Origin of the sequence: Boudabousia marimammalium, from assembly GCF_001936115.1 — a bacterium.
In the GTDB taxonomy this organism is placed as follows: Bacteria; Actinomycetota; Actinomycetes; order Actinomycetales; family Actinomycetaceae; genus Boudabousia; species Boudabousia marimammalium.
Window position 1 is genome coordinate 197562 of the sequence record NZ_MPDM01000004.1, and the last position, 20516, is coordinate 218077.

Consider the following 20516-nt stretch of genomic DNA (forward strand, 5'->3'; position numbering starts at 1 on the left):
CAGTTTCTAGACTGTTTCAGATTCACCCCTACTTGGCTTCAGCAGCAGCGGCTTCGGCAGCAGCCTTACCGGTGCGAGCAGCAGCAGTTTCCTGTGCGGCAGCGAATGCGTCAGTTTCGTCATCTTCGCGACCGGGGGTCTTGAAGTCGAACTTGACAATCATGAAGCGGAATACGAAGTAGTAGATGACCGCGTAGACCAAGCCGATGATAATCAGCAAGATCGGGCCGTTGAACCAGCCACCGGACTTGTCAGCGGACTTGCCGAGGTTCAGCAGGAAGTCGATAGCGCCAGCGGAGAATGCGAAGGAGTCCTTCGCGCCGAGGGCGTTGGTAACAGCCAGAGCGGAACCAGTCAGGACCGCGTGAACAGCGTACAGCGGGAAGGCGACGTAAGCGAAGGCGAACTCGAGGGGTTCGGTAACACCGGTCAAGAAAGCGGTGAAAGCAACCGAAACCATGAGGGCCTTGGTAGCAGCCTTCTTCTGGTTGTAAGCAACGTGAGCCATTGCCAGAGCAGCAGCCGGCAAAGCGAACATCATGATCGGGAAGAAGCCGGTGGTGAAGTTACCGGTCCAAGCTGAAGTCTCAGGGGTGCCGGAGAAGAAGCAGGTGAGGTCACCGTGCAGTTCTTTCCCGTCCTTATCGACACAGCTACCGAGCTGGAACCACGGGATGGAGTTCCACAGGTGGTGCAGGCCGAAGGGAATCAGCAGGCGGTTGATAATGCCGTAGATAAAGCCCACGAATGCGCGAGAGCCAGCGGAAGCATCAGGTGAACCTGCGCTCATCAACCACGCGCCGAGCTGCTTGTTGATCAACCAGTCGAAAGGCCAGTACAGCAAGGACATGGCCACACCGAGGACCAGGGTGTAAACCGAGGTGATAATCGGAACGAAGCGGCGACCACCGAAGAAGGCCAACCAATCCGGCAGCTTAATGCGGTAGTACTTCTGCCATAGCATAGCGGCTAGGATACCAACGACGATACCGCCCAAGACACCAAAGTTAACCGTGTCAGCAGGCTTTCCATCGACCACTTCGAAGACGTAAGAGCTCATAGCTTCAGTGACCTTGGTGTAAACCAAGAAACCGAAGACGGCTGCCACACCGGTAGAGCCATCAGACTTCTTTGCGAAGCCGACGGCAACACCGACGGCGAACAGCATCGGCAGGTTACCGAAGACAGCACCACCAGCGGCGTTAAACATGTCAGCGATGAACTGTACGGGGCTGCCACCCCACTTTGCTAGACCGTCAGCACCCAGCACGTCTGCCTGTCCCAAACGCAGAAGCAAACCTGCGGCGGGAAGGGTAGCGATTGGTAGCATCAGAGAACGACCCAAGCGCTGTGCCAGCGCAAAGGCCTTTGAATTCTTCTTAGCCATTCTTAAACTCCTGAATAGTAATGTTGCGATGGCTACTTCGCCATCCCAATTCGGGCTCATGTTATGAATCCGAACAGCCCACAGCTTGACCGCAGACTATTGATTACAGTTTTGACGACTTACGCGCAAATGTCAACCTAATTGTGCAGATAAAATCGCTATCGTTATTTTTTCGTTTCATTTTCCCCCAGCGACAATTCATCGTCTAGCGGTGCGCGAAATTGCTCAATATAGGTGAAACAGAACATGGAATCTGCTACTTTTAGTATTGTCGTACTACTACACGGTAGTAATGCGCACACCTTAATTGGTATATATCCGCGCATTATCAATGCACGATTTCAAAGGAGAAAATTATGAGCCAGGCTGAACAGCTGTTAGCAGCATTGGGCGGTTGGGACAACATTGAGGACCTAGAGCCCTGCATCACCCGACTGCGGGTTGAACTCACCGATGATTCAGTAGTCGATGAAGCCGCCTTGAAGCAGGCCGGCGCATTCGGTGTAGTTCGCGTTGGCAACGCCGTCCAGGTTGTTGTTGGCCCCGCCGCTGACAACATTGCGGAGGACATGGAGGACCTACGGTGAGTCTCACCTTTAACGCTCCCCTGTCCGGCAAGGTCGTTGCATTGGAAGACGTCCCGGATCCGGTATTCTCTGGCGAAATTGTGGGCCCCGGTGTAGCTATCATTCCTGATGCTACCGAGGATGTCACAGTAGTCTCACCGGTCGCTGGCAAGATTATCAAGATTCACCCGCATGCTTTCGTGATTTTAACGGACGAAAAAGTGGGCGCCTTGGTGCACTTGGGGCTAGACACTGTTGAGCTGGATGGCGAAGGCTTCCAGGTCCATCGTGAGAACAAGGCCGAAGTTACTGTCGGAGAGGAAATGGTAACTTGGAACCCCGTGGAGATTGAAAAGGGCGGTCGTAATCCGATTGTTCCGGTTATCGCCATGGAAACCAAGAAGGAACAGCTCAGTGTCGTACCCGAGATTGGATCGGTCGTTAAGGCTGGAGATCCACTGTTGAAAGTCGAAATCTGATTCCAAACTAGCTGAATCTTAAAATTTTGGTCCCACCCGACCGGGTGGGACCAAACTTTTTATGCCTGATACTTGTTCATTGCTTCACGCATCAAACCCATAATCCGCAAGAAGCCTTCGTGTGTCGGTAACTCTTCGGCTCTTACTGCCGCGCCACTGCAATCTCCTAGCGGAACACACCAGTTCGGATATTCACGGAACGTGCCGGGCTGGTTTTGGGCTCGGCGCTCCCCCACCACGTCAACTAGCGACACCGCAGTCAGCAGGGAAGGGGTACGGGCAACGTACTCATAGAGCGCAGCAATGATCTCCTGTGAGGACGCTTCTGCTTCCCTATCCAAGATCCCCAGTTCGTGCATACGCTGACGCATATCGTGGAGTTCTTGCGCGTCCTCGGCCCTGACTTTTTCAACGTCCTCAACCAAGAGGCCTAACTCGTAACGAAGATCGGTGTGAACTCCCTCTAGGTAACCTGAGGTCGGGGGAAGGTCGTGGGTGTTGATAGTCGATAGGGCGTTTCTCCGGTATTGATCAGGGTAAGCCAAGCTACCATCTTGGCAACGCTCAAACCAGAAGATACTGGTACCTAGAATGCCTCTGGAGGACAGGTATTCAAGCACCCAGGGCTCAACCGTACCCAGGTCTTCACCCACTACCACAACGCCAGCGCGGTGCGCTTCCAGGAGCAAAATACCGACCATCGCCTCATGGTTGTAGTACACGTAGGTGCCATCCGCGGCTGCCGCGTCTTGGGGGATCCACCAAAGCCGGAACAGGCCCAAAATATGGTCGATACGCACGCCACCCGCATGGGAGAGAACAGCCTGCAGCATTTCCCGTAGTGGCCGGTAGCCAGTCTGCTCCAACATGCGTGGATTCCACGGCGGCTGGGACCAGTTCTGCCCCTGCTGGTTGTACATGTCCGGGGGCGCCCCCACTTGCATACCAGGGGCGAAATACTCCGGATGGGACCACTTCTCTGAGCCCGAGGGGTGCACACCGACAGCCAGATCATGCATGATGCCCATCTTCATGCCGGCCGCACAAGACAGCTCTTGCGCTTGGGCGAGTTGCTCGTCAATAATCCACTGTAACCAGACGAAGAACTCAACCCGGTCCTTCAGCTCCTCAGCTATTTCTTCGACGTTTTCATCATGGCGATAAGAGACACCGACTAGCTCTCGGGTCGTCTTGGCTTCCTCAATCGCACACCAGAGCGCAAAGTCTTCCAAAGACTGACCGCACTCATTGCGGTAGCGTTCGAATGCCTGTTGACGCGCATAGGTCCGGGGCGCCTCATAGATGAGTTGCAAGCCCTCCATCTTTAGCGTCCAGGAACGATCACGATGGATGAGGGAATCACGTTTCATCATGTCTTTACGAGCCGACTTCGCCAGCTTACGTAACTTATGAATCTGCGATTCGGTAAGCGCAGCAACCTCGGTAATCCATTCGGGGCGAATGTACTGTGGGTTTACGAACCGCCTAGTTACCGGCAAATACGGCGAGTCAGAAACGGGGGCTACCGGTTCAGCCGCATGGAGAGGATTGATGAGCAGGAAATCAGCGCCCTGCTCGGCGCAGACCGTGCCCAAATCAGCCAAGTCTGCAGCGTCACCAAATCCCCAGCCCCATTGCGACAAAACAGAGTACAGCTGCGCAGCTACACCCCACAACCGGCCATGCTCAAAGGCTTTCGGATGCAAAGTATTAGGCACCACAAAAAGATGGGCTTCATGCCGCTTACCATCCTCATGCTCCGATACCGCAGTGTGGTATCCCAGAGGCAGATGCGAAGGCAAAATGAAGGTGGCCCTCCCCGTCAGAACACCGTCCACTTCCTGTGGCGGCACATATATGTCGGCCTGAGACAAATCCCAGCGGCTTCCATCCTCTAACACCAGATGTACCCACACTTTTTGCCCGTCCGGGACGTGAACAATCAGGTGAGACTCTTGCCCCTCACGAATCACTGTGGTCGGCGGTAGGACCTGGCGCCATTGCCGCAGTTTAGCCGACTCAATCATCTGGTAGATTCGATCAGCCGACATAGACTGCTCAATCTCTACCCCTAAAGCCAATAGAACCTTAATGATGGTATCTGTGGAAACGAATCTATGGGTACCTTGGAAGTCCCAGAAGTCCGTCGCGATACCGTACTGATCTGCTAGCTGCCTCAACGCAGCAAGTCGATCGTCATCCCAATCATGCTCAGCCATGATTCCCTCTCTAAATAGGTTTACCACCTAATAGTACTCAAAACTACACGCATATACAGTTCGACAAGCCAAGTATCAAGGCCACCCAACCTGATGAAGAGAATCTAACTCTTTTGAGATTACATTCACAAGGTTTTTGCTGTAAAACCCATTATGCGACAATGGGAGACGTGAGCATCTTACCTACCTTAAGTCCCATCCCAGTTAAAGCTGCTGAGAACACTCCTGCGTCAAATACGCTTAAGTGCCTTTCACTTACCAAGGGGTCCGAATCAACGCTGGTCGGGCAGTCGCTGCCGCAGCTATTCGCACACGTATATGGAGGTCAGCTGATTAGTCAAGCACTGATGGCTGCTGCCGCCGCAGTGGATGATGAACGCCAGGACTATCCCCATTCGGTACACGCCAATTTTTTGCGCGCTGGCAGCACCGATGAAGAAATTGTTTACACGCCCTCGGCGCTAACGAATGGGCGAAGTTTCGCTGCCAGACTGGTGCAGGCCCACCAGGGGCATCGGCGCCTGTTAGAGTTGACTGCTTCTTTCCAGCGTCCCCAGTCCGGAGTCACCCATGGACTGGCTACCCCACTGGTGAAGAAACCAGAGGCTTTCGAGTCTTCGCTAGACTTTTTTGCTTCCCAGAAGGGGCCCTTAGCCGAGTTCTTAGCTGAAACCAGCGCTTTTGACCTGCGCCACGTGGATGGTCGGGTTTACACTCATCCGGCTGCTGAAAGAAGTGGCCCCCACCGTGTCTGGTTGCGTCCTCGTTGTGAAGTTCCCAGCAATCCTCAGATTGTGCATCGGGCTTTATTGGCCTACGTATTGGACCAGCTGTTGATGGAACCTCTGTTGAAGCGACAGGGGTTGTGCTGGACTACGCCGGGCTTGGCTTTGGCTTCCTTGGATTACAGTATCTGGTTCCACCATAATATTGATATCAATGACTGGTACTTATTCGTTGGGGATTCTCCGGTAGCTTCTGGCTCTCGCGGGCTCATCCAGGCCAGCATTTTTGATAGCTCTTTCCGTTTGGTAGCCACTATCGCTCAGGAGGCCATGATTCGGTTGCCGCAGGAGGGCGAGGACGCCGGGCGTTGGGCTTTTGATGGCCGAGGGTTAAAAACCGCCAACAAATAATCATTCGCGCCGCTCTAAAGCGCTGAAAGGGCTGGCGGAAACAATGTTTGGTTCCACCAGCCCTCTCGATTAGCTTCTGCCTGCGCGATCAGTCGCGAGTCAGCTTGCGGTGCGTAACGCGATGCGGGCGAGCCGCTTCTTCACCAAGACGCTCCACTTTGTTCTTCTCATAGGCTTCAAAGTTACCTTCGAACCAGTACCATGCTGCTGGGTCCTCATCGGTGCCCTCGTAGGCAAGGATGTGAGTAGCGACGCGGTCTAGGAACCAACGATCGTGGGTAATCACAACGGCGCAACCAGGGAAGTCCAGCAGAGCATTTTCTAGCGAACCGAGGGTTTCAACATCAAGGTCGTTAGTGGGCTCATCCAGCAGGAGCAGGTTTCCACCCTGCTTCAGGGTGAGTGCCAAATTCAGACGGTTACGCTCACCACCGGAGAGAACTCCGGCAGGTTTTTGTTGGTCTGCACCTTTGAAACCGAAAGCTGATACGTAGGCGCGTGAAGGCATTTCCACCTGCCCGACCTGAATGTAGTCGAGTCCATCGGAGACAACCTCCCAGAGTGTCTTATTCGGGTCGATACCGGCGCGGTTCTGGTCAACGTAGCTGACCTTCACCGTGTCACCAATGAGGAGTTCCCCATCATCGAGCGGCTCCAAGCCGACCAGCGTCTTGAACAGCGTGGTCTTACCGACACCGTTCGGACCAATGATGCCCACAATGCCGTTACGGGGCAGAGTGAATGATAGTCCGTCGATGAGGACGCGCTCTCCGAAGCCTTTCTTCAGGTTCTTCGCTTCAATTACCCTAGTGCCCAGACGCGGGCCCGGGGGAATCTGGATTTCTTCAAAATCTAGTTTCCTAGTGCGCTCAGCTTCCGCAGCCATCTCTTCATACTTGGCCAGACGAGCTTTGGACTTTGCCTGACGACCCTTAGCGTTGGAGCGCACCCATTCCAGTTCTTCCTTTAGACGCTTGGCCAGCTTGGCGTCCTTCTTACCCTGAACCTGCAGACGGGCTTCTTTCTTCTCCAGGTAGGTGGAGTAGTTACCTTCATACGGGTAAAGCCGACCGCGATCGACCTCGGCAATCCACTCTGCCACGTGGTCAAGGAAGTAACGATCGTGAGTTACGGCAATGACTGCCCCAGGATAGGAGGCAAGGTGTTGCTCCAGCCACAAAACTGATTCAGCATCAAGGTGGTTGGTAGGCTCATCTAGCAACAACAGGTCAGGCTGTTCTAGCAACAGCTTACAAAGCGCTACGCGGCGACGCTCACCACCAGAAAGGACGGAGACATCAGCGTCAGGCGGAGGACAACGCAGGGCATCCATCGCTTGTTCTAGCTGAGAGTCAAGATCCCACGCGTCCGCGGCATCAATCTGCTCTTGCAGCTTGCCCATTTCTTCCATTAAGGCATCAAAATCAGCGTCAGGATTAGTCATCTCTTCAGAGATTTCATTGTAGCGGTCCAGTTTGGCCTTGATTTCAGCGACGCCTTCTTCAACGTTACCAAGTACCGTCTTCTCCTCATTTAGGGGCGGCTCCTGCATAAGAATACCGACACTGTAACCGGGAGTTAAACGAGCTTCCCCATTAGAGGGCTCATCCAGACCGGCCATGATTTTCAGGATTGAAGACTTGCCGGCACCGTTTGGACCGACCATACCAATCTTTGCGCCAGGCAAAAAGGCCATTGTCACATCGTCCAAGATGACTTTGTCTCCGTGAGCTTTGCGAGCTCGGACCATGGAGTAAATATATTCAGCCACTGTTCTCCCAATTGTAGATATATCGGCATTCAGCTCCCATTCTACTGGTTGTTATATGGTTTGACCGTCTCTGACACTGTGGGATTTGTCCACAGCGTCAGAGACGGCGACCAGCTTTTCTGGTCAACGCGACGCGTGGGGTCATATTAGACGCCGCGTGGTCTTGGAAACCTTGATAGTGCGCCTACCTAAAAGACCGGTTCGCTTTCCCTTGAGGCGGTTACAGTGCTCTCTGTAGCTATTTCCTCATCTGCCTCCGGAGCCATTTCGTAGGGGCTACTACTGGAGCTCTTTACGGAGTCACCATTATCAGTGTCTTGCATTCTGCGCTTCTCCTGCTGTACCGAGGGACGACGCATCACGGTGCACAGATTAAGGTCGTGTCCGACCGCAGAGGCAGTTAATACCATGGCACATCGCTCTGCCCCTTCAGCTGTTGTCCAAGTTTCCATGCGAAGCTTGCCTGACGCAATAATTGGATCCCCCTTATGTAGAGAATAGAGCGCGTTTTCAGCTAGGTTGCCCCAGGTTTTCACCGTGAACCAATCTGTTCCCCCATCTACCCAGTTTCCGTTCGCGTCACGGTAACGATCTGTGGTTGCCACTCGGAAGCTCAGACCAACTAGCTCGTTAGTTTCCTTAGAACGGATTGCTTCGGGATTCGCTCCCAAATATCCACGATATCGTAGTGTGTGTGCTTGCCATGTTTTCTCCTTTGAGTTTGTGTTGTTATTTTCATGGGTCTAGTTGAACTAATATTTGCGTTGCAGTTGCTTGAGACTGATCCCCGTAGCTGCAAGTAAAAGTGAGAGCGCAAGGTAGCCAGTAGTTTGGGTGCCCGTCCTTGCTAGGCCGGGCCTTCTGGAAACTTCGGGGGACGGCTCCGGCGATGGCTCGGGAGACGGCTCCGGCGATGGCTCGGGAGACGGCTCCGGCGATGGCTCGGGGGACGGCTCGGGGGACGGCTCGGGGGATGGCTCCGGTGCTCGTTCAATCAGAACTGTCTGCTGAGGAATCCCGATGTCCTCTCGCAAACTGTCAGCCAGTCGCTCTTTCACAGTATCAGAAAGCTGGTGTTCTTTGTTCAGCTCCCATACCCAGGAGTAGTACCCAGGTTCATTGACATTGATTGGGGCCACCGCAATAGCTTTGCTATTATCCTTGGCTGAGAAAAGCAACTCCCTAGTCGCTATAGCTCTGGCATGACTGGGAATGATTTCTGAACGGGCAGGCTGCTCGTCCCCCAGCCAATATAGAGTTCCTTGTAACTTAACTTTCACTGCTTCACCGCCCGCCTCATTTGGCCACTGTCCTTGGGGCGCAGAGAGAATCACCGCGTCGCTCACAAAATAGGAATCAGAGCCATTTCCCACTGTGGACACTGAGGCATAGGTTTCAATCTGAGGTAAGAACGGAGTGCGCTCGTCCCGCGCCTGGACAATCGCTTCAGCTTTGCTTTCCCCTATTCCGGGCACAACCATGTCTTGGTGTTTGGGATGCTCAAAAACTCGGAAAGACGTGGGAGGTAACCCACTCACCTGGACTCGAACCTCTACCTGCGCTCCCATCTCGACCCTTAGTTCTTCAGTCAAAGCCTGCGATTTCGAGACCAGTTCCTTCACGGTACTGCCATCAGTAAACTCAGCTCCGGTCAAAGTCACAGTAATTGGCAACCCCGCCAAATAGGTTCCTTTTCTCCCTTTCACGCCAATCTCAGACACCCGAGAATCCGCACCCAACGAAACCAAAGGGGACAGCTGGTATGGTCCCGCCCATTTATCAGCCACCTCGAGCATTTCTTTGCCTAGCTTCCCTCCGTCGCCAGGCGTGCCCATTCCGGGGAAATGTCCAGAAGATAAAAGCGAAGCGACCGCCCATGCGTATGATTCGGCGTGCAGTTTGCTGTGCGATACATCCTTCGCATACTTGGCTAACAACGCCGCCAGTTGCCATGAGTTACTGGCAGGAACAACAGTGATGCGGTTGCTCGAAGACTTGTGGGTAGCAAAGTTTCTGGCGGCTGCCATTCCTGCCGGTACAGTAACTTCAGTAAAATCTACCGACTTTTCACCACTATCTCCGATACCGCGTTGGCGATCGCCGGCACATACTCCGGCCGTACCATCAGCTGCCAGCTGCACATTCAGATAGATTCCTGAGCTACCGACAGATTTCTGCCAAGTTGTATTATGGGCATTCGCTTGACTGATTTGAGTGAGATAAAGGACAAATGGTAGCGCTATGGCGAAGACCAGCACTGCTAGGAGGTATTTACTAGCAGGACGATTCCTTGTTTTCATTGCCGACTCCTTGAATAATTGCTTAACAACTATCCAAAGCTTGACGGAGCGCGGACGGAATTAATACCGGGAAATTCCTAAGTTGTGGATATCATTCCTGTGGATAACTCTGCCTGAAAACCCTTGGCAGCAATGCCTAATAAAAGAAAATCCCCCGACATATGCGCACATATGTCGGGAGACATCACATCGCGCCCCCAGTAGGATTCGAACCTACGACACACGGATTAGAAGTCCGATGCTCTATCCACTGAGCTATGGAGGCCTTATCGAGAAAATATCATATCTCACCAGAGCAAAAAACTCAGTTTTACAGCCACATTTCACCACAGATTAAGTATTTAAGCGACTCAACTCACACCGAACTGGTTCAGGGCGGTAAAACGTCTATTCTTAGAGTATGACTGAATCTACTTACGTTAAAGACGCCCTCGTTTGGATCGACTGCGAAATGACTGGACTCGATCTCACGAAAGATGCCCTCATTGAAGTTGCAGTGATTGTGACAGATGCAGATTTGAACCCCCTTGATAAGGGAATCGACATTCTCATTAAACCCAGCGAAGAATCCCTCGCCGGAATGGATGATTTCGTTCGCAAAATGCATACCAGCTCCGGACTGCTTGAAGAACTAGCTGAGTGCACGACCACCATGGAAGAAGCAGAGCAGCAGGTTCTGGACTACGTCTCGCAGTTCACCCCTGCCCGTAAAGCACTGCTCGCCGGAAACTCCATTGGCACAGATAAGAGCTTCCTAGCTCGCGATATGCCCAAGCTGATTGATTACCTACACTACCGCGTGGTGGACGTGTCCAGCCTCAAGGAGATGGCTCGCCGCTGGTTCCCGCGGACTTTCTACCAGTCTCCTGACAAACACGGCGGACACCGCGCCCTTGCCGATATCCAAGAATCACTTATTGAGCTTTACTATTACCGTTCAGTGCTATTCCCCGAGGGAGACGGCCCCTCGACCGCGGAATGCCAGCAGAAAGCAAGGCAAGCAAAAAAATGGTTCGCAACTATTACGAAAACAGAAGCGACTGAATGACAAACCGAAAGGCCAGGAAAAAACTCCTGGCCTTTCGTCATGGGGTGGCTGACGGGGCTTGAACCCGCGACCTTCTGGACCACAACCAGATGCTCTACCAACTGAGCTACAGCCACCATGTCGTTACTTTCGCAACGAACTAGAACTATACCGGATAATCCCCGCTTTAGCTAAATCCAAATGCCCCGGAAAATAAGGTTAGTGAATAACGTCACTTATCGCTTTACCAGAATGCTCGTTGAGCAATCGCATCAGCAAAGTTATCTACTGCAAGTTGAGATTCAGACAAGTACAGTGAAGCATCCACCAAAGAAATCTCCATCACGTAGAAACCACCATCGTTTTTACGTACTAGGTCAATCCGGTTGAACAGGAAAAGGGAATCGCGTCCCAAAGTCTCCTTCACATAACCATGTACAATCCGACGGATCTCCTCACCCCACTGCCACTCCTCAGCGCTCGGCTGTCTCACCTTAGTGATTTCCTCCGTGGGAACTTCCTGCTCCGGCAAGGAAGCCAAGGATGGGTGCAGCATTGGTTTCTTCTCCACTACGTGAGAAATCAGCCCGTTTAGGTAGATCAGGGAGAGCTCACCGTGCTTGTCAATTTCAGTCAAATACCGTTGCACCATAACGCTGCGTCCCTGCTTCAGCAGATCCACTGCATGCAAAATAGCTTCCTGCCGCGATCCCGCCAAATTAGCGGTATAGCGACCCGCATCTCTACCACCAGAAGATACTGCCGGCTTCACCACAAAGTCACCATGGGCGGGGAAACGGCTGTGAATCTGCTGCTTATCAAGATTTTGCTGCGGCTCCAGCCAAGTAGTGTCAATAGTGGACAGGCCACGCTCGCCTAAGACCTGCAAATAGTGCTTATCTGTGTTCCACTCGAGGACTGATGCTGGGTTGAGCAACCGCGGCACGGTACGTGCCCACTCTAAAAACTCAGCTCGACGATTCGCGTAGTCATCGACGCTACGCACTACAGAGACTGCGGCATTCTCCCAATCTACGCTCGGATCATCCCAACGGACTACTCGAACTTCCATGCCTCGAGTTTCCAAAGCGGGAATTAAATGACGGCTGTCCTCGTCCAGATCAGGCTGATTTGCCGAGGTTACTAAATTCACAACAGTTTTCTTCACTCTATTACCGTACCGCATTATGCCAACTGATGACAGTGGATAGCAGACAAAATCATGGATTCTGGCCACTCACAAATCTGGTACTACTTACAAATATTCAAGCTTCTTGTAAGATTGACCCTAGGTTTTCAGGAGGATACGCAATGAGTGAAAAACACATCCATAACCCGCTCGGTAACAAGACATACCGCCGGAAGTACTACACATTGATTGCTTTCTACTACATCCTGGCGATGATTATCATCGCTTTTGCTGGCGGAGCCGCACAGATTTATATCAACCGCACCTTTGGTCTGGTTGTTACTATCGGTCTAGTGATCGCCGCTTGGGTTGGTTACAAACGTATCTCCCGAGCCTATGAGAGCAACCGGCTGTTCACCGCAGATGGGCGTTTGCGTAATCTCTCCAAAGAGGACGACAGCAAAAACTTTGTCGAGCTAAAAGATAACGCAGCTACTCCGGATCTAAGCCACCTGTCCGCAAAGGATCGGGCCCGAATCGAGGAAGTAGAACGGCAACGTCGCGCCGCGCAAAAGAAGAAGAACTCCTGAACTAGCGCAATCCCATCGGACGTTCCAGAGCCATCGTAATTAGCTCTGTAATCATGTCCCGATAGGACAAGCCCGCCTTACTCCACATTAGCGGGAATAAGGAGAACGGGGTCAGCCCCGGCATGGTATTAACTTCATTGATGATGATTTGACCAGTTTGATCATCATAGAAGAAGTCGACACGCGCCAGTCCTTCACACTCCAGCGTTTCGAAAGCATCAATCGCGCACTCTTGGATGCGCGCAACCGCGTTCTCTGGAAGGGGCGCAGGGCAGACCAGATTCGCATCGTTACCAACATACTTGGTGCGGTAATCATAAAAACCATCATTGGCTGGGAGCACGATTTCTCCCAGCGGAGCTACCCGCGGTTCGGAGCCATTTCGCCCCGCTAAGACGGCACATTCGATTTCTCGGCCAGACGCCATTGCCTCAACGATCACCCGTGGGTCATGTTGGCGGGCAGCATCGATAGCAGCACCCAGCTGCGCGAAACTCTCCACCTTGGTGATACCGAGGGAGGAACCAGCCCGAGATGGCTTGACAAACAAGGGGAGACCGAGAGCCTCACATTGTTCCAGTACTCCTTCACGGTTCTCCACCCATTCCCGAGGGGAAATGAACTTCCACTGGCCAACCGGCAAACCTCGACCAGCTAACAGTGCTTTAGTCATGTGTTTAGCCATACAGACAGCAGATGAAGTCACGCCGCATCCCACGTAGCGAAAATCTGACATCTCTAGCATGCCCTGCAGGGTGCCGTCCTCACCAAAAGGACCATGTAGAAGCGGCAGCATCACATCAATCATTCCGATGTCACGCGCAGAAATCTCACCGATAGCCAGAGCATCAAATTCGAAAGCAGCTCCATCGCCAGCCACTAGAGTCAACTGCTGCGGTCCCGGCTCGATAGTTGCCCCAGTATCTCCCTCTAGACGGTACAAATCCGGATCATCAGGCACCCGTAACCAACGACCATCCGGAGTTACCCCCACCGGGATAACGTCGAATATTTCACGGTCGATATGCTCAAGTACCCCCGCCGCGGTGGAGCAAGAAATCTGGTGCTCACCGCTGCGACCACCGAAAACCACCATGACCCGCAATTTACGTTCTCCGCCTTGGGAAACTGCTGTATTCGAAGCTGCAATATTCATAGGTTTAAGCGTACTACTGGACTCCCCGCCAAGCTCGCTAACGCGCCGCCTGAACGGCCATTCTAGTCGACAATTTGGAGGCTCACGCCGTCCATTTTGCGAGGGCGTCCCAGCAGCCGCTCCCCCATTTGCCGGGCGCTATGACCGTGATGAATCACATCCACTACTGCCTCAGTAATCGGCATTTCCACACCGAGAGAGTTAGCCAAATCAAGAACGTCCTGACAACACTGCGCCCCCTCGGCCACCCCCTTAGAGGCAACTTTGGCTTGGCTCACGCTCAAACCCTTACCTAGGTTGGAGCCAAAAGTGAAATTACGCGACAACTCGGAAGAACAGGTCGTAACCAGGTCACCAATCCCGGCAAGGCCAAGGAAAGTCTCCTGCTGAGCCCCCATTGCCATACCGAGGCGGGTCATTTCGGCCAGCCCGCGCGTGATCAAAGCTGAACGCGTATTCGTGCCCAAACCCATCCCCGCTGAGGCACCAACCGCCAAAGCGATTACGTTTTTGACGATACCGCCAATCTCGCAGCCCCTCACATCAGTGGAAAGGTAGGGACGGAAATACGCATTCGCGCAGACATCAGCCCATCCTTTAGCCCGCTCCAGATCAGGATTGGCAATCACTGTGTTAGCTGGCTGACGTGCCGCAATCTCGATTGCTAGGTTCGGACCAGAAAGAACTGAAAGCTGATGCTCCGCCAAGCCGAGGGTGCGGGAAATAATCGTGGACATGAACTCTCCGCCACGCACACCCTTCACCAGCGAAAGCACCTCACGATCGCCGATCTGCCCGAACAAAGGAGAAAGTGCGCTCTCTACCGCATGCGAAGGCACGGCCACTACAATCCGTTTCGCACCTTCCACGCATTCTTGCAGGTTCCCTGTCGCGCTGATTTGTGCAGGCAAAGTCACCGCAGGCACATAGCGAGAAGTGTGGTAACCATTAATCGAATCCACGACGTCTGGTTCGGGTGTGAACAGGATGACCTGAGAGCCAGCATCCGCCAGAACCTGAGCAAATACTGTGCCCCACGCTCCGGCACCGATGATTCCAACTGTTCGAGAGTTATTCTGAGAAGTCATATTTACAGTTTAGCCGTGATGCATATTACTGTCACTAACACGCTAAGATAGATAAAAGCGAAAGGATGACTGAGAAATGAGATGTTTGTTTTTACCCAGAGTGCTTGTTTCACTGCTGGCAGTGTTTAGTCTTTCCGCTTGCACAAGTGCGGCGACGAATCCCCCAGCTGCTCAAGTGGCGATGGTGGACACGCAGACCTCCAGCACTCCAGAGCTCTCACTTGGGCCTGCCCCTGCCGCGACCCAAGAAACTGCAGAGACTCCCGAGTTCCACAATTCCAATCTGCGAGTGGAAACATACTCCGGGAAAGCCTGGGTTGCTTCTGGTTTGAGGCTAACTGACGAGGGAAGTTTTGTTCGTATCGCCATTGATTTTGTTGGGGGCGAGGGAGATTTGGGTTACCGAGTTGACCGAAACGACTCTCCTAGTGAAATGGGACGTGGGGAAGAAATCACCACCAGTTCAGATGTGCCAGAAATTGACTTGTACATCACCAACACCACTATTCCTACCACTGATGAGCAGTTTGATGCGCATTTCACCATCCCGGAAAAAGCTAGGATGGGAGGGGTCGAGTTCAGGTTTGATGGCGTATTCGAGGGAGAAACACATCTCGTGGTGGGAACTCCAAACTTGAACGGCTACCGAATCAGTCAAACATCCAACCCGAAACAGCTGATTCTGGACGTCAAAAAGTAATCTTTTTACCCCTTGCCGTCAACGACGGTGGCGGGCTTTTCTTTCTTCTCCAGATTGCTTTCGGAAGGCGGCCTTGCCTGGGTCGCCGTCCTCACGCATATCGTAGCGGGTAGCGGGGGCGGCTTCGCCGCGAATATCAGCCAGCATTTCTGTGATTGCATCCATCACCCGGTCAGTAGCTATCCGAGCAGCTCGGTGCGTATCCTCCATCGTTTTCAGATCAGAGACATCCACCGCTTCACCAAAGCGAACCGTCACGGTTTTTCTGCCGCGCAGATCAGGGAATTTCTCATAGCGCCCCAGCACGTGCTGAGCTCCCCATTGAGCGACCGGAATGACAGGGCTGTCCCCCGCCAGAGCCAAACGACCCACACCAGTCTTTGCGGTCATCGGCCAGTACTGCGGGTCTCTAGTGAGGGTTCCTTCGGGGAAGATCGCGATTACTTCACCATCGGCAAGTGCCTGCTTAGCGGCTTTGAGAGCATCCCCCGCCTGACCTGAGTCACGGTAAACAGGAACCTGTCCAGCTTGCTTCATCAGCCATCCCAAAACCGGCACTTTAAATAGCGAAGCCTTGGAGAGAACCCGCACCGGAATCCCTAGCTTAATCAGCGGATGCATCAAAGTGAGACCATCTAGCTCACTCATATGGTTCGCCGCGACCACGTAACCACCCTCGGCCGGGAGGTTTTCCAACCCTTCCCAGCGGGTCCTCACCGCGCAGCGTAAAACCCACGCTACCGCACTAGATGATGCCCGGTAAACCGGAGAAAACTTTCTCATTTTAGATCCTTCACGTGGTTTTTCGCTTTCAAAGCAGCCTGATTCGCACGACGGTGATGCCGGTCCCGTTTCTTCGTATTGCGGATGATTTTCCGGTCAATGCGACGGATTTGTCGATGTGGCTCACTCTCCCAAGGGCTACCTTGTAAACGCATGTCATAAACCAGCGGAGGCGGTGTCTCTCCTCTGAGTTCCCCTACTCCAGCGCGAATAGTGGCCATAATTCTGTCAGTTAAAGCCACTACATTATCATGACTGTATTCCGTTAAATCATCATAGTTGACAGGGTCTAAAACTCTGAGCTGGAGACGAGGATTACTAAATATTCTTGGCACATAAGAGTAGCGCGGAAGAAAGTACTGGTTTCCCCATTGGGCTATCGGAATAATCGGGCAGCGGGTCCGTAATGCCACCTTCGCCACCCCGGTTTTACCAGTCATCGGCCAGTAGTCAGGATCAGCGGTAGTAGTTCCTTCAGGGAAGACAACTAATATTCCGCCGTCCTCAATCGCTTCACAAAAGGCATCTACTACCTGCTCTCCCTTGCCGGCCCCACGCTGAACTGGGATATGCCGCATATAGCGCATTGCCCACCCTAAAAGCGGCACATTCCAGAGCGTGTGACGGGCAGCGATTCGCGGAATAATCCCGTTGCGCAAAGTTAAATCTAAGAGCGTTACAGCATCGAAAGAACACAGATGGTTCGCCACCAAAATATATCCGCCCTGCCGAGGCAGTTTGGAAACATTCCTGTATTCACGTCTGGTGAGGAGGGCTAGCAGAGCGTGAACCACCGCAGAAAAAGTTCTCAGTGGCCAAGGCAGTGAACCCGCGCCACGCATCTTTAATCAATCTCCTCAAAATCAGCGTGTAACTGACGCAGTTTCTGCTTGAAATGTTCATATCCGCGAGAAATCGTGTCCACCCCGGAAACCGTAGAGGTTCCTTCTGCAGCAAGAGCAGCAATCAAATGACTGAAACCACCGCGCAAGTCCGGGATGACGATATCTGCCCCATGCAAAGGAGTGGGACCGAAAATAACTGCCGAATGTTCATAGTTCTTCTGCGCGAAACGGCACTGCAAAGAACCCAAGCACTCACGGTACAGCTGAATATTAGTTCCCATTTTGCGTAGCGCCTCGGTGAAGCCAAAACGATTCTCATAGACGGTTTCGTGGACAATCGAAAGGCCATGCGCCTGTGTCAAAGCAACCACTAGGGGTTGCTGCCAGTCGGTCATCAAACCAGGATGCACATTGGTTTCCATCATGATGGCTTTCAAGTCGCCACCGGGATGCCAGAAGCGGATACCGTCATCAAAGACATCGAATGCGCCACCGATCTTACGGTAAACATTCAAGAAGGTGGTCATATCCGGCTGATGCGCACCCGCAACGAAAATATCGCCCTTGGTAGCTAGTGCGGCAGAGGCCCAGGAGGCTGCCTCAATCCGATCAGAAAGAGCCGTATGGCGGTACCCATAGAGCTCATCCACGCCTTCAATGCGGATCGTACGGTCAGTGTCGACTGAGATGATTGCGCCCATCTTCTGCAGCACTGAAACCAGATCCATAATCTCTGGCTCCACTGCGGCTCCGCGCAGTTCGGTCAGGCCCCGCGCGTTCACGGCCGCTAGCAGAGTCTGTTCAGTTGCCCCCACCGAAGGGTAGGGAAGTTCAATCTGGGTTCCCACCAGTCCGTTAGGAGCGGTAATCCGGATGCCGCTAGATAGCTTCTCAATGGTTGCCCCAAAAGCTCGCAGAGAGTTCAGATGGAAATCAATCGGACGGCCACCAATATTGCAGCCACCTAGGTCGGGGATAAAGGCCTCACCCAGACGGTGTAGGAGAGGGCCACACAGCAAAATCGGGATGCGCGAAGAACCCGCGAGTGCGTCGATCTCTGAGACTTGACCCGATTCCACATTGGTCGGGTCCATAGTCAGAGTGCCGGCCTCATGATCAAAATCAACCTTAACCCCGTGGAGACGCAACAGGTTTGAAACCACATCCACATCACGAATCAGTGGAACATTGCGTAGCACTGAAGGGCCGTTACCCAGCAGTGCAGCCACCATGGCTTTAGGCACGAAGTTCTTAGCTCCACGAACCTTAATTCGGCCATGTAGGGGGCGACCACCGTGTACCCGTAAGACGTCGCTCATTAAGTTCCCTTCACCTGGTGCTTCACCAGCACTAAATCAATTCTCTGCACACTATGTTATCGTGCCCGCGCCTAGTACGCGGAGACAAATCACTCTCAACAAACAAAAATCAGCAACACTGCTGTGTTGCTGATTATGTATTCAATGCCGGCGTATCTGCCACGCAATATGAAGTTTTGTACTCCCAACGGGATTTGAACCCGTGTTACCGCCTTGAGAGGGCGGCGTCCTAGGCCACTAGACGATGGGAGCCTATCAGTTCCACTGAGAATGGAAAATGGTTATTCTCGGCAGAATCGCTGGGGTACCAGGACTCGAACCTAGAACGGCTGAACCAGAATCAGCTGTGTTACCATTACACCATACCCCATGGGTAACCGCTCCAGCCATTGCTGTGCGACTCGCAAAACTATACCGGTTTTACACAAGTCAAACAAATTGGCGCGGGGTGACCTCATTCACACTGCTACTCTGACAGCAATTTCTCCCGCAGAAGAGCGAAACGACGCAATGATGCGTCCTTGCCCAAAATCTCCATAGACTCAAACAACGGCGGGGAAACCTGGCGCCCAGTAACGGCCACACGCAAAGGCGTAAATGCCAAACGCGGCTTCAACTCCATACCTTCCACAATGCGCTCACGTAGGACTGCTTCAAGATGCTCCGCAGTAAAGTTACCCTCACCCTCCAAAGTCTCCAGAGCTGCTTCCAGCACCTCCACAGCTTCCGGCTTGAGCTTACGCAGGGCCTTCTCATCGTAACTAAGATCCCCACTATCGGTGAAGAAGAAGCCAAGCATATCGCGGGCTTCACCCAACATCTGAATGCGGGTCTGAATCAGCGGCGCCGCCTCTGCCAAGATGCGCTGTTCATCCGCAGTCAGATCCTCATACACGGTCGCACTAACCAGTGGGCGCCCCTCCCCCTCGGCGGCGTAAATGTCAGCCAAGTAGGGAACCAGACGGTTACGGAAGTCATCCTCTTCCAGCATCCGGATATGGTCAGCGTTAATCGCAATGCACTTCTTCAAGTCGAAGCGAGCCGGATTCGGATTCACATCATGCACGTCGAAGGCCTGAACCATTTCCTCAGCAGAGAAAATGTCATTCGTCGGGCTAATTGACCAGCCCAGCAACGCCAAATAATTCAACAGACCCTCAGGGAGCATGCCGTTAGCACGGTGCAGCAACAGGTTAGATTCCGGATCACGCTTGGACAGCTTCTTGTTCCCTTCACCCATTACGTAAGGCAGGTGACCGAACTCCGGGATGAAACTGGTGATACCAAGTTCCATCAACGCACGGTACAGCACGATTTGACGCGGCGTCGAAGACAACAGGTCTTCTCCGCGGAGCACGTGGGTAATCCCCATCAACGCGTCATCTACCGGATTCACCAACGTGTAAAGAGGGTGGCCGTTACCACGCACAATCACATAGTCGGGCACAGAACCAGCCTTGAAAGTAATCTCTCCACGCACCACGTCGGTGAAAGTAATATCCTCATCAGGCATACGCATACGCAAGACCGGCTGGCGTCCCTCAGCGCGGAAAGCAGCCTTCTGCTCTTCCGTGAGATTGCGGTCATAACCGTCATAGCCCAGCTTCGGATCACGGCCAGCAGCGCGGTGACGGGCCTCAATCTCCTCCGCAGTGGAGAAAGACTCATATGCGTAACCGCCCTCAACCAGCTGCTTCACCACATCGGCGTAGATGTGCATCCGCTCAGATTGCCGGTACGGCTCATGCGGGCCAGGCTGACCCACGCCCTCGTCCCAGTCCATTCCCAGCCAACGCAAGGAGTCGAGAATCAAGTCGAAGGATTCTTGAGAGTCACGGGCCGCGTCGGTGTCTTCGATTCGGAAAACGAAGGTGCCGCCGGTGTGACGGGCATAAGCCCAGTTAAAGAGGCAGGTGCGAACCATACCTACGTGCGGCATCCCAGTCGGAGACGGGCAGAAACGTACTCTAATATCAGAACTAGCCATATTTCCAATCAATCTGTGTGTATTAATAATTCTT

Annotated in this window: 18 protein-coding genes and 4 tRNA genes; 6 read left to right on the forward strand and 16 right to left on the reverse strand. The window is 53.1% G+C overall.

Annotated elements, in window-relative coordinates:
* Nucleotides 1-28: 28 nt before the first annotated feature.
* Nucleotides 29-1387, reverse strand: coding sequence for a PTS transporter subunit EIIC (locus BM477_RS05120; protein WP_075361586.1), 1359 nt, complete (start codon nucleotides 1385-1387; stop codon nucleotides 29-31).
* 338 nt (nucleotides 1388-1725) lie between these two features.
* On the opposite strand from BM477_RS05120, the gene BM477_RS05125 reads away from it, so the two are divergent.
* Nucleotides 1726-1974: a PTS sugar transporter subunit IIB gene (locus BM477_RS05125; RefSeq protein WP_281247080.1), complete on the forward strand. Its 249-nt coding sequence runs from the start codon at nucleotides 1726-1728 to the stop codon at nucleotides 1972-1974.
* Complete coding sequence (locus tag BM477_RS05130; RefSeq protein ID WP_075361588.1) at nucleotides 1971-2432, forward strand: PTS sugar transporter subunit IIA; 462 nt, start codon at nucleotides 1971-1973, stop codon at nucleotides 2430-2432. The genes BM477_RS05125 and BM477_RS05130 overlap by 4 nt, the downstream gene beginning before the upstream one ends.
* Nucleotides 2433-2491: 59 nt before the next feature.
* Here the strand turns inward: BM477_RS05130 and malQ are convergent, their stop codons facing one another.
* On the reverse strand, nucleotides 2492-4651 hold the full coding sequence (gene malQ / locus BM477_RS05135; protein WP_075361589.1) for a 4-alpha-glucanotransferase: 2160 nt from the start codon (nucleotides 4649-4651) through the stop codon (nucleotides 2492-2494).
* Between the two features lie 170 nt (nucleotides 4652-4821).
* On the opposite strand from malQ, the gene BM477_RS05140 reads away from it, so the two are divergent.
* Nucleotides 4822-5787 (forward strand): acyl-CoA thioesterase, encoded by a 966-nt coding sequence (locus BM477_RS05140; RefSeq protein WP_158024369.1) that lies wholly within the window; start codon nucleotides 4822-4824, stop codon nucleotides 5785-5787.
* An 88-nt stretch (nucleotides 5788-5875) separates the two neighbouring features.
* On the opposite strand, the gene ettA is transcribed toward BM477_RS05140, so the two are convergent.
* The 4 genes from ettA to BM477_RS05155 form a co-directional block, all read right to left on the reverse strand.
* Nucleotides 5876-7558, reverse strand: a complete 1683-nt coding sequence (gene ettA / locus BM477_RS05145; protein ID WP_075361591.1) for an energy-dependent translational throttle protein EttA — start codon at nucleotides 7556-7558, stop codon at nucleotides 5876-5878.
* A 188-nt stretch (nucleotides 7559-7746) separates the two neighbouring features.
* On the reverse strand, nucleotides 7747-8229 hold the full coding sequence (locus BM477_RS05150) for a single-stranded DNA-binding protein (protein WP_075361592.1): 483 nt from the start codon (nucleotides 8227-8229) through the stop codon (nucleotides 7747-7749).
* A gap of 81 nt (nucleotides 8230-8310) precedes the next feature.
* On the reverse strand, nucleotides 8311-9858 hold the full coding sequence (locus BM477_RS08435; RefSeq protein WP_187337399.1) for a ComEA family DNA-binding protein: 1548 nt from the start codon (nucleotides 9856-9858) through the stop codon (nucleotides 8311-8313).
* Nucleotides 9859-10050: 192 nt separating this feature from the next.
* A tRNA-Arg gene (locus tag BM477_RS05155) sits at nucleotides 10051-10123 on the reverse strand.
* A gap of 135 nt (nucleotides 10124-10258) precedes the next feature.
* Here BM477_RS05155 and orn point away from each other — a divergent pair.
* Nucleotides 10259-10906: an oligoribonuclease gene (orn, locus tag BM477_RS05160; protein WP_075361593.1), complete on the forward strand. Its 648-nt coding sequence runs from the start codon at nucleotides 10259-10261 to the stop codon at nucleotides 10904-10906.
* 40 nt (nucleotides 10907-10946) lie between these two features.
* Here the strand turns inward: orn and BM477_RS05165 are convergent.
* Both BM477_RS05165 and BM477_RS05170 read right to left on the reverse strand, forming a co-directional pair.
* A tRNA-His gene (locus tag BM477_RS05165) sits at nucleotides 10947-11022 on the reverse strand.
* Between the two features lie 107 nt (nucleotides 11023-11129).
* Nucleotides 11130-12053 (reverse strand): ATP-grasp domain-containing protein, encoded by a 924-nt coding sequence (locus BM477_RS05170; protein ID WP_143230212.1) that lies wholly within the window; start codon nucleotides 12051-12053, stop codon nucleotides 11130-11132.
* 143 nt (nucleotides 12054-12196) lie between these two features.
* Between BM477_RS05170 and BM477_RS05175 the strand changes: the two genes are divergently transcribed.
* Complete coding sequence (locus tag BM477_RS05175) at nucleotides 12197-12604, forward strand: hypothetical protein (RefSeq protein WP_075361595.1); 408 nt, start codon at nucleotides 12197-12199, stop codon at nucleotides 12602-12604.
* 1 nt (nucleotide 12605) lies between these two features.
* Here BM477_RS05175 and BM477_RS05180 read toward each other — a convergent pair whose 3' ends face one another.
* Both BM477_RS05180 and BM477_RS05185 read right to left on the reverse strand, forming a co-directional pair.
* Nucleotides 12606-13760 (reverse strand): D-alanine--D-alanine ligase family protein, encoded by a 1155-nt coding sequence (locus BM477_RS05180; protein ID WP_075361596.1) that lies wholly within the window; start codon nucleotides 13758-13760, stop codon nucleotides 12606-12608.
* A gap of 62 nt (nucleotides 13761-13822) precedes the next feature.
* On the reverse strand, nucleotides 13823-14848 hold the full coding sequence (locus BM477_RS05185) for an NAD(P)H-dependent glycerol-3-phosphate dehydrogenase (RefSeq protein ID WP_075361597.1): 1026 nt from the start codon (nucleotides 14846-14848) through the stop codon (nucleotides 13823-13825).
* A gap of 76 nt (nucleotides 14849-14924) precedes the next feature.
* On the opposite strand from BM477_RS05185, the gene BM477_RS05190 reads away from it, so the two are divergent.
* Nucleotides 14925-15548 carry an AMIN-like domain-containing (lipo)protein gene (locus BM477_RS05190; protein ID WP_143230213.1) on the forward strand — a complete coding sequence of 208 codons (624 nt, stop codon included), beginning with the start codon at nucleotides 14925-14927 and terminating at the stop codon, nucleotides 15546-15548.
* Between the two features lie 18 nt (nucleotides 15549-15566).
* On the opposite strand, the gene BM477_RS05195 is transcribed toward BM477_RS05190, so the two are convergent.
* From BM477_RS05195 to gltX, 6 genes are all read right to left on the reverse strand, one after another.
* A complete protein-coding gene (locus BM477_RS05195; RefSeq protein WP_075361599.1) occupies nucleotides 15567-16331 on the reverse strand; it encodes a lysophospholipid acyltransferase family protein in 765 nt (254 codons plus the stop codon).
* Entirely contained in the window at nucleotides 16328-17173 is an 846-nt protein-coding gene (locus tag BM477_RS05200) for a lysophospholipid acyltransferase family protein (RefSeq protein ID WP_075361600.1), read from the reverse strand. The genes BM477_RS05195 and BM477_RS05200 overlap by 4 nt, the downstream gene beginning before the upstream one ends.
* 2 nt (nucleotides 17174-17175) lie before the next feature.
* Nucleotides 17176-18495, reverse strand: a complete 1320-nt coding sequence (gene murA / locus BM477_RS05205; RefSeq protein ID WP_075361601.1) for a UDP-N-acetylglucosamine 1-carboxyvinyltransferase — start codon at nucleotides 18493-18495, stop codon at nucleotides 17176-17178.
* Nucleotides 18496-18674: 179 nt separating this feature from the next.
* Nucleotides 18675-18747 (reverse strand) — tRNA-Glu (locus tag BM477_RS05210).
* Nucleotides 18748-18794: 47 nt separating this feature from the next.
* Nucleotides 18795-18865, reverse strand: a tRNA-Gln gene (locus BM477_RS05215).
* A 96-nt stretch (nucleotides 18866-18961) separates the two neighbouring features.
* Entirely contained in the window at nucleotides 18962-20482 is a 1521-nt protein-coding gene (gltX, locus tag BM477_RS05220) for a glutamate--tRNA ligase (RefSeq protein ID WP_075361602.1), read from the reverse strand.
* Nucleotides 20483-20516 lie beyond the last annotated feature (34 nt).

Bases quoted from the DNA above. Each gene is read 5' to 3' on its own strand.
- BM477_RS05120 (WP_075361586.1), bottom strand. From the start codon at position 1,387: ATGGCTAAGAAGAATTCAAAGGCCTTTGCGCTGGCACAGCGCTTGGGT.
- malQ (WP_075361589.1), bottom strand. From the start codon at position 4,651: ATGGCTGAGCATGATTGGGATGACGATCGACTTGCTGCGTTGAGGCAG.
- BM477_RS08435 (WP_187337399.1), bottom strand. From the start codon at position 9,858: ATGAAAACAAGGAATCGTCCTGCTAGTAAATACCTCCTAGCAGTGCTG.
- orn (WP_075361593.1), top strand. From the start codon at position 10,259: ATGACTGAATCTACTTACGTTAAAGACGCCCTCGTTTGGATCGACTGC.
- BM477_RS05175 (WP_075361595.1), top strand. From the start codon at position 12,197: ATGAGTGAAAAACACATCCATAACCCGCTCGGTAACAAGACATACCGC.
- BM477_RS05180 (WP_075361596.1), bottom strand. From the start codon at position 13,760: ATGAATATTGCAGCTTCGAATACAGCAGTTTCCCAAGGCGGAGAACGT.
- BM477_RS05185 (WP_075361597.1), bottom strand. From the start codon at position 14,848: ATGACTTCTCAGAATAACTCTCGAACAGTTGGAATCATCGGTGCCGGA.
- BM477_RS05190 (WP_143230213.1), top strand. From the start codon at position 14,925: ATGAGATGTTTGTTTTTACCCAGAGTGCTTGTTTCACTGCTGGCAGTG.
- BM477_RS05195 (WP_075361599.1), bottom strand. From the start codon at position 16,331: ATGAGAAAGTTTTCTCCGGTTTACCGGGCATCATCTAGTGCGGTAGCG.
- BM477_RS05200 (WP_075361600.1), bottom strand. From the start codon at position 17,173: ATGCGTGGCGCGGGTTCACTGCCTTGGCCACTGAGAACTTTTTCTGCG.
- murA (WP_075361601.1), bottom strand. From the start codon at position 18,495: ATGAGCGACGTCTTACGGGTACACGGTGGTCGCCCCCTACATGGCCGA.
- gltX (WP_075361602.1), bottom strand. From the start codon at position 20,482: ATGGCTAGTTCTGATATTAGAGTACGTTTCTGCCCGTCTCCGACTGGG.